This is a genomic window from Shewanella sp. SW24 (assembly GCF_025653395.1).
GTDB classification, from domain to species: Bacteria; Pseudomonadota; Gammaproteobacteria; order Enterobacterales; family Shewanellaceae; genus Shewanella; species Shewanella oncorhynchi.
On sequence record NZ_JAKKSH010000002.1, the window covers coordinates 186,438 to 200,991 of the forward strand.

The 14,554-nt window shown below is 43.6% G+C and carries 10 protein-coding genes; 3 read left to right on the forward strand and 7 right to left on the reverse strand.

The window, feature by feature from the left end:
* Positions 1–76: 76 nt before the first annotated feature.
* Positions 77–3,199 carry an NAD(P)-binding protein gene (locus tag L5M17_RS02685; protein ID WP_263145042.1) on the forward strand — a complete coding sequence of 1,041 codons (3,123 nt, stop codon included), beginning with the start codon at positions 77–79 and terminating at the stop codon, positions 3,197–3,199.
* A gap of 42 nt (positions 3,200–3,241) precedes the next feature.
* Here L5M17_RS02685 and L5M17_RS02690 read toward each other — a convergent pair whose 3' ends face one another.
* Both L5M17_RS02690 and L5M17_RS02695 read right to left on the reverse strand, forming a co-directional pair.
* Positions 3,242–3,460 (reverse strand): hypothetical protein, encoded by a 219-nt coding sequence (locus L5M17_RS02690; RefSeq protein ID WP_251068800.1) that lies wholly within the window; start codon positions 3,458–3,460, stop codon positions 3,242–3,244.
* Positions 3,461–3,642: 182 nt separating this feature from the next.
* On the reverse strand, positions 3,643–5,316 hold the full coding sequence (locus tag L5M17_RS02695; protein ID WP_131525348.1) for a diguanylate cyclase: 1,674 nt from the start codon (positions 5,314–5,316) through the stop codon (positions 3,643–3,645).
* Positions 5,317–5,561: 245 nt separating this feature from the next.
* Between L5M17_RS02695 and L5M17_RS02700 the strand changes: the two genes are divergently transcribed.
* Complete coding sequence (locus tag L5M17_RS02700) at positions 5,562–6,413, forward strand: DMT family transporter (RefSeq protein WP_263145046.1); 852 nt, start codon at positions 5,562–5,564, stop codon at positions 6,411–6,413.
* 62 nt (positions 6,414–6,475) lie between these two features.
* Here the strand turns inward: L5M17_RS02700 and L5M17_RS02705 are convergent, their stop codons facing one another.
* The 3 genes from L5M17_RS02705 to L5M17_RS02715 all read right to left on the reverse strand — a co-directional run bounded on the left by L5M17_RS02705 (position 6,476) and on the right by L5M17_RS02715 (position 9,162).
* Complete coding sequence (locus L5M17_RS02705) at positions 6,476–7,015, reverse strand: YfaZ family outer membrane protein (RefSeq protein WP_028760670.1); 540 nt, start codon at positions 7,013–7,015, stop codon at positions 6,476–6,478.
* A gap of 166 nt (positions 7,016–7,181) precedes the next feature.
* A complete protein-coding gene (locus L5M17_RS02710) occupies positions 7,182–7,700 on the reverse strand; it encodes a GNAT family N-acetyltransferase (protein WP_263145049.1) in 519 nt (172 codons plus the stop codon).
* 91 nt (positions 7,701–7,791) lie between these two features.
* Positions 7,792–9,162 (reverse strand): magnesium transporter, encoded by a 1,371-nt coding sequence (locus tag L5M17_RS02715; protein WP_028760672.1) that lies wholly within the window; start codon positions 9,160–9,162, stop codon positions 7,792–7,794.
* Positions 9,163–9,313: 151 nt separating this feature from the next.
* On the opposite strand from L5M17_RS02715, the gene L5M17_RS02720 reads away from it, so the two are divergent.
* Positions 9,314–9,799, forward strand: a complete 486-nt coding sequence (locus L5M17_RS02720; protein WP_012588182.1) for a glutathione peroxidase — start codon at positions 9,314–9,316, stop codon at positions 9,797–9,799.
* Positions 9,800–10,813: 1,014 nt separating this feature from the next.
* Here L5M17_RS02720 and L5M17_RS02725 read toward each other — a convergent pair.
* Positions 10,814–12,667, reverse strand: a complete 1,854-nt coding sequence (locus L5M17_RS02725) for a M1 family metallopeptidase (RefSeq protein WP_173245966.1) — start codon at positions 12,665–12,667, stop codon at positions 10,814–10,816.
* 613 nt (positions 12,668–13,280) lie between these two features.
* Positions 13,281–14,252 (reverse strand): PstS family phosphate ABC transporter substrate-binding protein, encoded by a 972-nt coding sequence (locus L5M17_RS02730; protein ID WP_113941039.1) that lies wholly within the window; start codon positions 14,250–14,252, stop codon positions 13,281–13,283.
* Between the last annotated feature and the right edge of the window lie 302 nt (positions 14,253–14,554).

A 14,554-nucleotide genomic window follows, 5' to 3' on the forward strand; every position in this document is an offset into this window, starting at 1 on the left:
TGCTTATTTGCCCTATGCTTTTTGGGCTATAACTCCCAAATCATTGGACTTACACTGAAATTTAAGGATGAACGCCATGGAAAAACAGCGCCCCGACTTTATTTATCCCCAAGGCAGTATGTTGATGCACTCGCCCTTAGTGCTAAATAAAGCCAATATGTACGGTTTTTTTCTTAAGGGGAAACAGGAAAACCTGCAATGCTCTATCGATAAAACCCTGAATCAAGTTGCCGGTAGCGCAATGTATTTTAAGGTGCTGTCTCCCTACGTACTGACAACCTTCACTCAAATTGAAAAAGCCTACTCCGCTTATCCAGAGGACAGAGCTAAGGGCTGGATCCAAGAAACGGACATCATCACTTGGGTCATGGTCGGGCGCCAAGATAGCAGCGACAGTAAACAAATCAGCCAAGTGTATTTTCAGCCGCTACACATTTGGGTGAACGATGCCATGGCCTTAATTAATGGCAGAGAACTCTTTGGTTATCCTAAGTATTTATGTGAATACACTATGCCAGCGGTTGGCGAGCCTCTGACGCGATTATCCCTTGAGACCAAAAGTTTTTTACATTTCTCACCCGAAACCGAACTTGCCCTGCATCCATTAATTGAAGTGAATTGCGATGCCAAACCCGAGGCACAGCTTTCAACCCTTGAAGCGATAGCTCAAACTTGGCAACTCTTTAAAGAACAAACCGATTTTATTCCAGAACTTGACCAGCTTGGCGAAGAACAGCTATTTCATCTGTTATTTAAACCCGCTATCGATCAAGTATTTCTAAAACAGTTCCCCGACTCGTCAGGGCAAAAAGCCATTTATCAAGCCATCGTTGCCGCGCCAGCCCAAGTGAATAAAGTGCACAGTGTTGCCCTGCTAAAAAATGATTTTGTCGCGACCATTTTTGATAATGCCAGCTTCCCGTTAAAAGATACGCTCGGGGTCGAGATTGGTGAGCAGCACGTTTTACTCCCTTACCATGTGAACTTCGATTTTGAAGTGCCGCCCGGCGAGGTATTAGTCGATAACTCCGAAATCAAAAAACAGAAAATAGCCATTCTCGGTGGCGGTGTCGCGGCAATGACAGCAGCCTGTTATCTAACCGATAAACCCGGCTGGCAGAATCAATATGAGATTGATGTCTATCAACTCGGCTGGCGTATCGGTGGTAAAGGGGCAAGTGGCCGCAATGCCGCTATGGGGCAACGCATCGAAGAACATGGTTTACACATCTGGTTTGGTTTCTATCAAAACGCGTTTGCCTTAATGCGCAAAGCGTATGAGGAATTGGATAGGCCAGCAAACGCGCCGCTTGCGACTTTTTTTGATGCCTTTAAACCCCATAACTTCATCGTCTTACAGGAAGAAGTTGATGGCCGTTCTGTAAGTTGGCCAATCACTTTCCCAATGTTACCAGGCATCCCAGGTGATGGCACCGAAACCCTCACCTTCTGGAAAGTCGTTAAAGTCGCCTTTGCGTGGATCAAAGAATGGCTCAAAGACATGGATGACCTGCTCGATGCAGATGAAAAAGCCATGGGAACACCTAAAAACTGGCTCGATAGCAGCTGGTTTGAACGCTTAAAAGATAAGTTAGAGGATTCGGTCGAAGATGCCAAAGAATCACTCGACGCGCTCGGTGATAAGCTTGAATGCCATTTTAATCAAATGATTGGCCGCGAGTGCGATGAGCATGTACACAGTGAAAGTGACGATGGTTTTGTAGAATCGGCCGTCGATGCCCTGCATCAAAGACTCGTGAAACGTTTTAGCGGACATTTAGATAATAATGACGAACTGCGCCACTTATATATAGCCGCCGATCTGGGGCTCACGATCCTCAAGGGCATGTTTGCCGACGATGTATTTGAAAAAGGCTTTGATGCCATCAATGGCTATGATTATCGCGAATGGTTAACCAAACACGGCGCCAGCCTTAAGTACACAGTCGACAGCGCCCCAGTGCGCGGTTTTTACGACTTAGTGTTTGCCTATGAGAAAGGGAACTTCGACAAACCTAATGTCGAAGCGGGCACAATTATCCGCGCTATGCTGCGTATTGCCCTGTGCTATCAAGGTGGCGTGATGTGGAAAATGCAGGCGGGTATGGGTGATGTTGTGTTTACACCTTTTTACGAAGTGCTCAAACACCGCGGAGTCAACTTCCACTACTTCAATCGCATCGATAATCTCGAATGCCGTAATCAAAGCGTTCAAGCGATTGAGATCACTGAGCAAGTAGCTCTGGCGCCGACTGTCACAAACTACGATCCCTTGGTCGATGTTAAAGGGCTCGCTTGCTGGCCGAGTACGCCCAATTATGAGCAACTTGAGCCTGAACAAGCGGCATTGCTTAAAGCCCATAATATCAATCTTGAACACTTCTGGAACGATTGGGACAGCGTGTATGAAACTCACTTTGGCAAAGCCCTGCCGAAAAAGCGTTTAGTCAAAGGCGTAGATTTCGACAAAGTGATCTTCGGTCTATCCATAGGTTCTGTGCCCCACGTGGCGAGTGAAGTCATGGCACAAAGCCCAGCCCTCAAGCTTTGCGTTGATAAGGTGCAAACTGTCGCCACTCAAGCCTATCAACTGTGGATGAACCAAGATCTGAATGGGATAGGCTGGCCTAATTACTCTGAAGATGGCGAGGAACCCGTATTATCGGGCTTCACCGAACCCTTCGATACTTGGGCATCAATGAACCAACTGCTAGACAAAGAAGATTGGCGCGGCTTAGAACCTAAAAATGCCAGTTACTTTTGCTCGGCATTGCCTGTCGAGGCCTATCCACCAAGCTCGGATGTAGATTTCCAACAACGGAAAACCTTAGAAGCAAAAGCGGGCGCTATCCATCAACTCAATACCGAAATCCATAAACTTTGGCAAAATGTCGGTGATAGCTTCCCTTGGGAATGGTTACACGATGAACAAGACCGTCAAGGAGTTGCCCGCTTCGATAGCCAATATTGTCGCGCAAATGTAGACCCATCCGAGCGTTATGTCTTATCGGTAAAAGACAGCTCGCAGTATCGCATCACGACAGATGGCACAGGGATAGATAACCTGTATATAACGGGCGATTGGATAAAGACAGGCCTTAATGCGGGCTGCGTCGAAGCGGCGACGATGGCAGGAATGCACACTTCAAAAGCGATATCGGGTCATCCTGCGGTGATTAAGGGCGAAAAAGACTTCTAAGCTCGTCCTTAAATCTAGCTAAGTCGCAAACTTGGACACTGCTCAGTCCAAGCAAGATGAAGCTAATAAATCTAAGATAAAAACATAAACGGCGCAGATAAATTCTGCGCCGTTTATGTTTTCTAATGTTCTAATAATACCAATCGTATTAAATATCTGTTCATTCAGCGGGAGTTCAACGCGCTTTAGACAAGGCGAAGGCTTGAAGGCATAGTGGTGCTCTGTCGAAAGCCTTAAACGCAGTATAAAGGGCGTTGCCATGTAGTAAACATCAGCCGCCCTTCGGGAGCCACACAGGCATCCCACTCCCGTGTTGCATTGACTTAAAAGGGAATAACCATTTCTGCGTCAATGCGCCTTGGATTGAAATACCTGTGAGGCTCTGAACTGATTAGCTATTTAATGTGATTGGTATAAAACGATTATTTTAAATTTTTCAATAACTAGCTTAAATGTAGCCTCACATCGACACCGCGAGTATCTGCATACTCTTGACGACGCTTATCCATACGCGATTGATATAAGTGAGTGTCAGCGGAACGCAACCACTCATGGGGATCTGCGACCTCAGTGTTTAACGACATCCCAAAACTACACTGGCAATCTTTAAAACCATGGCTTGCTAATTCTTCACCTAAGCCACTCAAAGCACTCTGTAATAACTGGATACCAGCAGAAGGCGTCACAATCACAAACTCGTCACCACTAATCCGATAAACCTTCATGTGCGCTAAGTCTGTTGCTTGCAATAACTGCACTATCAACAGCAATAATCTATCGCCTTCTTGATGGCCAAGTGTTTCATTGACACTTTTCAGACTATCGATATTCAATAGTGCTAACGCCATCGGTTGCACGACTTTATCGGCAAATCCTAACTGTGAGTTCATATATTCGTCAAAGGCATAACGATTACCGACTCGCGTTAATCCATCTAAACGTGCCTTTTCCCATGCAATCGCTAACTCTTCAATATGCGCCTTACGTTCCTCAGCAAGTAATTTCAGCTTATTCGCTAACGCTAAGGACAGTAATAACGCATCAGCCGTACCGCCCATCAGAGTCGCAAGCTCTGCATGTTCAATGAAATCAGGAGTGAGCCCCATATTTCCGGGTAAAATAATCACCGCAGGCAACAGCAAGCAAGTAAAGGCAAGAATAAAATAACGCGCAGGAGCAAAGCCTTTCATCAAGCACACATTACCGCAGGTAATCGCTAAAGCAATCCATAGCATGATCAGTACAGAGGCAATAATTGCCGTATAGGACAACAACCAAATACTGGTCGGCAGAGCCACAATACAGGCAAACATTAAATACTGACTAAGACGCCACAGCCGCGGTGAGTAACTAGGCAACTGCAGGAAGTGCTTGTAAAACATGATATTAAAAATGGGCAAACTGATGAAAAACAGATGATGCAACTCAAGGTAATGAAAATTAAATAAGTGTGCGGGCAAATGGAAAGTCAGTGCCCAGCCACCAAAATAAGCAAATACATAAAGGCCATAGTAGAGAAAGGCTTTATCAAGAATAGAGATATAAATCAAAATATTATATAAGGCGATAAACAATAATCCGCCTAAACACAGCAGCACTGCCATTGCGAGACGGTCAGACATCAACTGATGATCCGCCACACTTTGCAATGCTATCTCAGGGGGAGAGGAGTAATAACGGCTACTCAGCTTCACCACCAGCCAATAATCCGTGCCCATATTCAAGGTGACCTTACGGCCATAATCGAATAAAAACTGGTATGGAGCACTGTAGCCACTGTGGGCATGTTGTACGCTGCCGTCACTGCCGAGTATCCAATAATCTACGGATTCAATAATCGAATTACTTGCATCCACTACCCAGTTTGATTGACGTTGATTGACCATCACAGGTGTAATCATCCAATAATCGCCACCGGTTAAGCTGACCGAACTAGCTTCGTCGAGTTGTCCCATCCAATGGGGCACGGTTTCAAACCGCTCAGGAGGCTGTTGATCCGCTTTAACATGGAACAAATACGGGGAGTCCAACGCAATTTCAGCGCTTAATACAGAGGGACTTAATGTCCACAAGAAAAGTAAAAAACACCCAAATAGAGTTTGTTTAAGTTTGTTCATCGGCTTATTTAGTTAAAGGGCCATAGATCATTTTTACAGCTATGAAGAAAATGCTAATGCTGTCAATCTTAGTCGATAGTTGGATTTGTAGGTTAACTTTATGGCTACATTTAGTTTTTTACAATCAGTTAGGCTAAATTAGTCGGATATACCATGCCTTATGATGCTATTTTAGTCTCAAAGTCCAAACTGCGGCATGAAATTCAAGATACACCTTAATACTGACTTATTTTTGCTGGGATCCTATGCAGCCTCTATTGATGATTTTAGCCGCACAACTACTGATTGCCAGCGGTAACCTATTGGTTAAGTTGCTTGAAACCAATGCACCTGTTTTTCAACTGGTGCTCTACAGGCAATTATTTGCCACCCTGCTTGTACTGCCTTTTGTGTGGCACTTACAGGGTAATCTTAAACTCAGTCCTTTTTACAAAGTGCATCTCGCCCGCGCGCTATTGATTGGACTGGGCAACGCCATTTTTATGCTCGCTATTTTGCATCTTCCGCTCGCAACAGTAACAGCCGTGATTTATACCTCACCCTTGTTACTGCTAGTACTATCGGCCATTTTTTTAAATGAACGTATTGGTTATCGACGCACGGTCGCAGGTCTTATCGGCTTTAGCGGCATTTTGCTTATCAGCCAACCAACAGAATTTAACCTGTATATAGGTTTAGCCTTTTTCGGTGCCATGACATCAGCATTGAATAGTTTGATTTTAAAGGCCTATTCGACCCATGAACATCCTTTTTCCATGCTCTTTTGGTCTAATGCCTTTGCGATGATATTTCTGATACCTGCGACCTTATACGAAGGCGCCGAATTTAGTTTACCAGTGGCGCAAGTGGGGCTGACTTTGGGACTATTTTACATTGCCATGACCTATCTCATCATCCATGCCTATCGACGTGCCGATGCGAGCCAAATGGCACCAGTAGAATATACAGGATTGATTTTTGCAGCCTTGTTAGGCTGGTGGATACTCGATGAAGAACTCAGCCTAGTGATTTTAATCGGTATTGGATTGGTCATTTTCTCATCCATATTGCCAAGCTACTGTGAGCTAAAGGCGAAATGGAAAAGCCGGCGAAGTTAACCTCGCCGGCTCTTTAATTCGACATCACGATCGCAATATAGCTAAATCAATAAGCCTTGTGCTTAGAAACGGAATTTACCGCCAATATACACACCATCTTCGAAAGTAAAATTGCGAGCATCATCGTATTCGAAGGCAATCTTGCGGTAACCAACATAAAGTGCCATGTTTGGCGTTATACGGTATTGCACTTTTGAGTCTAATTCATAATGACCATCAACATTGCCAAATGACAATACAGACGGTGCATAGTAAGCCGCGGCGTGCAGTGAAATATTGGGCCCCATTGATAGTGCATAACGACCACCAACAGAAACAGCACTGCCATTGGGTGAATAGTCAGACCAAAGCTGGCTTAACTGAGCACCGACCTCAAAGTGATGCACACCCGCATCATGGGTCATGTGCATTGCACCTTGAGCGATATGGCCGCCTTCATCCGCATAGATATAACCCAAAACCGCGTTAGTATCTTTGTTCAATTGCAGTTCTAACTCAGTTGAAACCACATCGTTGTTCAACCCAAGATTAAATTCTGACGCATTCACTTGCAGCGCTGCTGCACTCAATAATAAGACACTTGCTACTCTGAACTTAGCCATAAAAAAACACCTCAATAATGACTGTGGGTAATAGCCGCGGATCATACCGAATAAATAAAGAAAATCAGCCTATTTGCGTATAAAGAGGGATTATTTGCGAGGAATATACAAATGTAAAACAAGATGAAAACACATTAAGATCTAAGTCTTTTCACTTACAACACAATTAGACCGCAGGGGTACGATCGCCAACTAAAGACTGCATTATCGCTTCAGCATCGACATTAACGCTTAAAGCTAAGTAATACCAACCCACAGTATTTCCCGTGCCACGGATACTCAAATAATTACGCCAAAACTGAAAACCTGCCTTCAATAAATTAGCTTGACTCGACGTATTCTCGGCGCGAATAGTCGCATACAAAATCGACATACCTAGGGCCTTTGCCACCTCAATCCGTTTATGAGTTAACCCTTGTGCTATGCCTTGACGCCGATAATGGGGCGACACCACCAGATAACCCAGTTCACCGACAGTGCCTTTATCGACAGTGCCTTTACCAGCTTTTATCGCGGCGCAACCGACTATCTCACCCTCGATAGTTTTCGCTAAGATCACCGCACGGGAATGGAAAAAGACCTGATGATCCAACGGATGAGCATTATCATCACGCCCATCAATTAATTGTGCCGCCAGCGCTAATTCTTCCGGCTTTTTACCTATAACAAACTGAATGTTATTCATATCCAGATTAAACCGTTAATGTTCCCAACATACGGTGAATGCACACCAAATTGCCGTGCATTCATCTTCCAAACTCACCCAAGAACCCACGCTACAGATATAACAACGTCGCCATACCTAAGAAAGTAAAGAACCCCACCACATCGGTCACTGTCGTTAAGATCACTGAACCCGATAACGCCGCATCTTGATTAAACTTCTGCAACACCATAGGCACTATCACCCCAGCAATAGCGGCAACGGCCATATTAATCAATATCGCACAGCCAATCACTATACCTATCGTCGCTTCACCGAACCACCAGCCAGAGACTAAACCTATCACTATCGCCCACAAAAATCCGTTAACTATGCCAATGCCGAGTTCGTTTTTCATTAGCGAAAACAAGTTACCCGCCGAAATCTGTCCCATGGCCATACCGCGGATCATTAGCGTTAGAGATTGGCTCCCCGCGATACCGCCCATAGAAGCGACAATCGGCATCAACACAGCTAATGCAACCACTTGCGATAGGACATTTTCAAATAAACCAATAGTCGCTGAGGCAAGGAAAGCCGTCAGTAAATTGATCCCAAGCCATACAGCACGGCGCTGAGCACCTTTCATAATCGGGGCGAACAAGTCGTCGGATTCATCCATACCCGCTGTTGCCATCAACTGCGCCTCATAATGCTCACGCACTAATGCCGTTGCGGTTCGTAGCGTCACTCGGCCGATTAACTCTCCGGACTCATCAATCACAGGCAATTCAATTTCGCGGCTGTGCTCTATCGCTTCGGCCGCTTCTAAAAGACTCGTATCGGCGGATAACGCACGGCAGTCCTCAGACAAAAGTGAAATCAATAATTCATCGGGATTATGTTTAAAAATATCATAACGACGAACAGTACCTTGATACTTATCCAGATCATCAACGATAAACAAATTGTCGTTACAATCGAGCTCTATACGGCGAAAGAAGCGCTGCGCTTGAGCAACTGTCGCCTTATCACTGAGCACCAACATTTGATGATCGGTATAACGGCCGATTTCATTCTCAGAATATTGATCATAAAGTTCGAATCGTTGTCGCTGACGCTCCCCCATCTGAGCCAAGGCACGATCGGTAAAACTTTCAGGAAGATAATCACTCCACTCAATTAAATCTTCAGGGCTTAATTGCGCAAATAACAGATCCACTTCATTGTCAGGCATCCGCTTCAGGATCCCCATGCGCGGATCGGCACGCATTAAGCTCAACACTGTCACTCGGTCAGCAAATTCAACTTGCTGCCAACGCTCGTAACGCTCATCCAAGGGCAAGGATTCAAGCGCTAAGGCTATGGTTCCAGGTTCTGAGTCATTCAGAATTTCACTAAACACTTCAGCCTGTTCTTCGCCTTCAACTTCAGTGAGTTGTTGAACTACTTGCCCCACATCCGCTTGCATGTTTGTTTCGTATTCTGCGTCATTTTCTATCACACAGATGCCCTTTTCTTTAGCCACAAAATTGCTGTAACTATATTGATAATTAAGTAAATTAGCAAACTCACAAAATAAATTGCGCGCAATTATATTGCTGAAAAATATTTTAAAGTTTATGCTGTTTGGCTAAGATCCTACGGAGGTGAACATGACTACGAATATATACAGCCAATCAGCAACAGACATTCAAGGCAACGCGGTAAGCTTAGAGCAGTATCGGGGCAAAGTACTCTTAATCGTCAACACCGCCAGTGAATGTGGATTTACACCGCAATACAAAGGATTAGAAGCGCTATATCAAGAATACAAAGATCAAGGCTTAGTGATTTTGGGCTTTCCTTGCAATCAATTTGGCGCCCAAGAAAAAGCCGATGAACAAGGCATTCAAGCCTTTTGTGAATTGAATTTTGGCGTGACGTTTCCGCTATTTTCTAAAATAGAAGTGAATGGCGAACATACCCATCCACTTTATCAATACCTTAAGAAAGCCGCTCCCGGCGTATTAGGCACTCAAGGTATTAAATGGAATTTCACTAAATTTTTAGTTAATCGCCAAGGCGAAGCAATCGAAAGATTTGCATCAACGACCAAACCCGAAGCATTAGAAAGTAAAATTGCTGCTTTACTAAAATAATTTAATCACTATCTATTTGAAATCTTGCAGTTTATAAAAATTTAGATTTATTTTAATTTTTTTATGGAACTTTAACCGTACAAGGCCCCTCAAATGTATTGAACAGTGAATTTCTTTTTCATGTTCATCATCTCCCTGGGGCTTCTAGCGCAGTCCCCTTGACCTAGGAATAGGTCATTAGGCAACCATTAGGTTGCCTTTTTTTATCCCATCATTTTATATGTAAAACAAATGTAACAACTAAGTATGGGCACTCAATATCTCTCAAAAACTTTTTTTGTCTTTTTTCTGATATCTGTGAACTTAATTAAAAATGGCGACTCTGAGTATAGGTAAGGATTAACGGATAAGATTAAATGCACCTTGAGAATGAAATATGTGAAGTCGCAGTTTCATGCACTCAAATGACACAGTTTCTGTTTTATCGCATTGAGTCGAATTGGTTGGTCGTTCATCATCATCTCCCTTTTGGGACACAATAGAAAACACGCTAGCGCACTGAATTCTATTTGTATCCCGCACTGATTTCCTTGTGGCAACCTTAGGTTGCCATTTTTTTTGCTCAAATTTCAACAAGCGCTAACGCTAGCTCATAGATTAATAAATCTGGCACGCATTTAATTTTTATCCCCATGATTTTAATGTAAAAAATATAACACTTAAGTGTAAGCACTCAGTATTCCCCAGAAAAATGTCCCAGAAAATCTTTTTGAAACTTTTTGGGATTTTTTTCTGATATCAGTGAACTTAATTAAAAATGGCGACTCTGAGTATAGGTAAGGATTAACGGATAAGATTAAATGCACCTTGAGAATGAAATATGTGAAGTCGCAGTTTCATGCACTCAAATGACACAGTTTCTGTTTTATCGCATTGAGTCGAATTGGTTGGTCGTTCATCATCATCTCCCTTTTGGGACACAATAGAAAACACGCTAGCGCATTGAATTCTATTTGTATCTCACACTGATTTCTTTGTGGCAACCCATAGGTTGCCATTTTTTTACCTAAATTTCTATAAGCTGAGTGATTTGTCCAATTGAACTTGAATCGAAGGATGATAGCCTGCACGAGCCTTTGTATAGATGTCTTTTAATTCAGAGTGATATCCCGCAATTTGTAACTCAGCATAGAGTGGCCGCACAAATTTACCGCGTCCAATACGCACTAAATAGGCACTTAATGCCGGCAACACAGGATCATAATGATTACGAATCGCGACTCGAAACCAATCACAGGCAATTTCTGCATTAGTCGATTGGGTTAATTGGAAGGTTTCATCCAGATCCATCAATTGAACTTGACTAACGACTTCAGGTAATTGGGTCAGAAAATATTGCCAATGGTGCACTCGCCAATCTTTAACGCTTAATCGGCCCGCTGCTGTTCCCTGTAAAAAACACGCCAGCGCATCATCGACTTTATCTAAACTCATGGATGTTGGTCCGCAATAGCCCTCAGGTAAGCCTTCACCATAAATCCACGTTAATAGTTCAGCTTCAGTGATTTTATCTGCGTGTAATTGCAGTAAAGTTTGTTTTGCGTACTCGACAAACACTTCGGTGGTAATGGCTTTAAACGCAAAATGATTCACATAAGTGAGTAAAAATTTATCAAATTCTACTCGCCCTAGCCTGCGCTCTAAATCATGGACAAACATCGAAGCCTTATCATAAGTAAAACGATTAAAGGCAAGATTAGGATCGTCCTGCTGCACATTAGCGGGTAAAGTTTGCTTACCCGTAGGCAAAGACGCGATTTCTTCTTTTAAGCGACCAAACTCTATTACCCATTCTAATTCTGCCTGTTCTTTTCCATAGACAGCCTCGACAATACGGTTAGTAAAATAGGTCGTGAAACCTTCGTTTAACCAGAGATCACGCCAAGTTGCATTACTGACCAAATTGCCCGTCCATGAATGCGCTAACTCATGGGCAACGGTTGACACTAAGCTTTTATCACCAGCAATGAGTGTGGGCGTTAAAAAGGCTAAACGCGGATTTTCCATTCCACCGAATGGGAAACTCGGCGGCAAGATAATCATGTCATAGCGGCCCCATACGTAAGGACCTAACAATGACTCGGCAACGTCGAGCATGTGTTCAGTATCTTCAAACTCTTTTGCGGCGGCCGCTAGCATGCTCGGCTCGGTATACACGCCGCATCTTGGACCTATCGCTTGAAAGGCAATATCACCCACAGCCAAGGCCATTAAATGGGTCGGAATAGGCTGTTCCATCTCAAAGTGAAACACACCATTAAGTGGCGTATCGGGATGATTCATCGCGCTCATAACGGCGCGCATGCCTTTGGGCACTTGCACCTTAGCATCAAAAGTGATCCGCGCCTTAGGCGTATCTTGTAATGGGATCCAACTGCGGGCATTGATCGGTTGCGATTGACTAAAGAGGTAAGGTAACTGTTTACCCGCGGTTTGCTCAGGCGCTAGCCACTGTAATCCTTGGGCAGACGGCGAAGTTTGATAGTGAATACAAACCTGCCTGCAAAGAAATGCAGGTAAAGTGATACACAATTTTTGCCCGAGTATGGGGTCAGCTTCATTAAGCACAAAGTCGAGCGGTTCTTCATCCATTTCTGTTAATGCATTCACCCCCTCTGTAGCATTAAAGCAAGTCACAGCAAGTATGGTTAGATCTCGACTATCAAGCCAAAGCTCTGTTACATCACACTCAAGAAAATCCAAGGACAGCGTCGCTTTAGCGAAAAGACGCTGCGCGTCAAAATCCACCATGACATCCAAAGAGACATGGGTCACTTGCACTTGTTCGGTATTCGCAAAAGAATGGTAATCTCGGGTTAAATCCCAAGGGGCTACATCAGCTAATGTACTCTTAGTTGGTTGCAACACTGTCGCCTCGATATTCAAGTTTTGAGCGGTATGTTCTAAATAGTGAGTTATGAGTTACCTTGCTGTGGTGACGGGCTTGATAACTTATCACTAATCATTGGGAGGTATTATCGACTGCAAATTTACTCAGAGGCAAATCGTAACTGAGCTTTAAAGATCCTTAGGAACAAGTTTTTTGTAACAGTTCATCTTTAGGTGTAGGTACCGAGTTTGCAATAGGCTATCTCTAGCTTGCTGGATTTATCGGTAGTCACAGTAGAAGCAGCTAAAATTGAGACGTGCAAACTTGGCAAAAATCGAGTCAGCCTCTTTTTATAAAAACAAAATGCAAAATTATTTAAAATATTTCGCACTTTCCCTGAACTAATTTGATGATGCTGAGTCAGATATTATGAACCGAATCTTTGTAATGAGTTTCTTCGTTCATCATCATTCTCCTTTAGATGGTTTCTAGCGCGACCGTCCCAAGATTCCGAATTGGAATTTACAGCAACCTACTTAGGTTGCTTTTTTTATGTCTTTAATTTGGTCTAAACCTGACATCATCACACATTTAAAACCACAAAAACAAAAAGGACCTCCTGAGAGGTCCTTGATTAACAAGCCGTTTGGCTTACAAGCGAATACCTACTTGCTCTAAATCTTTAGCAACTACGCTATTAGGCACAGGTACATAACCGTCTTTTTCTACCACTTGCTGACCTTGCTTAGACAACACATAACGCAGGAATTCTTTTTCCATTGGTGCTAAGTCTTTGTTTGGTTGCTTGTTCACGTAAACGTATAAGTAACGTGATAGTGGGTAAGTACCATTAGCCGCGTTTTCAGCTGTAGCTTCGATAAACTCATTGCCTTTCTTAGCGATGGCAACAGCTTTAACACCTGCAGTTTTGTAACCGATACCTGAGTAGCCAATCGCATTCAGAGATTGAGAAACAGATTGCACAACAGAAGCTGAACCAGGTTGCTCGTTTACGTTAGCTTTAAAGTCACCTTTACAAAGCGCGTGCTCTTTAAAGTAACCGTAAGTGCCCGATACTGAGTTGCGACCGTAAAGTTGAACGTCTTTGGCAGACCAGTTACCGTCTAAGCCTAAATCGCCCCAACGTTGGATGTCACTGCTACCACATTTGTGAGTTGAAGAAAAAATGCCATCAACTTGCTCAACGCTTAAGCCTTTGATTGGGTTATCTTTGTGCACGAATACGGCTAAAGCATCGATAGCTACACGAATCGCAGTTGGTTTATAACCAAAATGCTTTTCGAACGCTTCAACTTCATTAGGCTTCATCTTACGGCTCATAGGACCGAACTGTGAAGTGCCTTCAGTCAACGCTGGTGGCGCAGTAGAAGAACCCGCCGCTTGGATCTGAATGTTGACGTTAGGGTACATTTGTTTAAATTCTTCTGCCCAAAGTGTCATCATGTTGGCTAAAGTATCTGACCCTACAGATGATAAGTTGCCAGATACACCGCTCGCTTTTTCATAAGTAGGCAGAGATGGATCAATCGATGCCATCGCAGTGGCAGAGAATACACCAGCGGCTGTTAGAGTAATCGCGCCGACAAGCTTTTTCAGTTTCATTATGTGCTCCAGTAGTAAGCTAACTAATTTGTAACTTAAGTTTCTTCAGACGCAGCCAGTATCAATCGCTACAATGACAATTCTATGTCCGTGATATGACACTTAAATGACAATGCACTATTTATCGCTTTTTTCTGTCATTAATACCAATCACATTAAATATCTAATCAGTTCAGAGCCTCACAGGCATTTCAATCCAAGGCGCATTGACGCAGAAATGGTCATTCATGCAACACCGGAGTGGGATGCCTGTGTGGCTCCCGAAGGGCGGGTGATGTTAACGGCATGGCAACGCGCTTTAT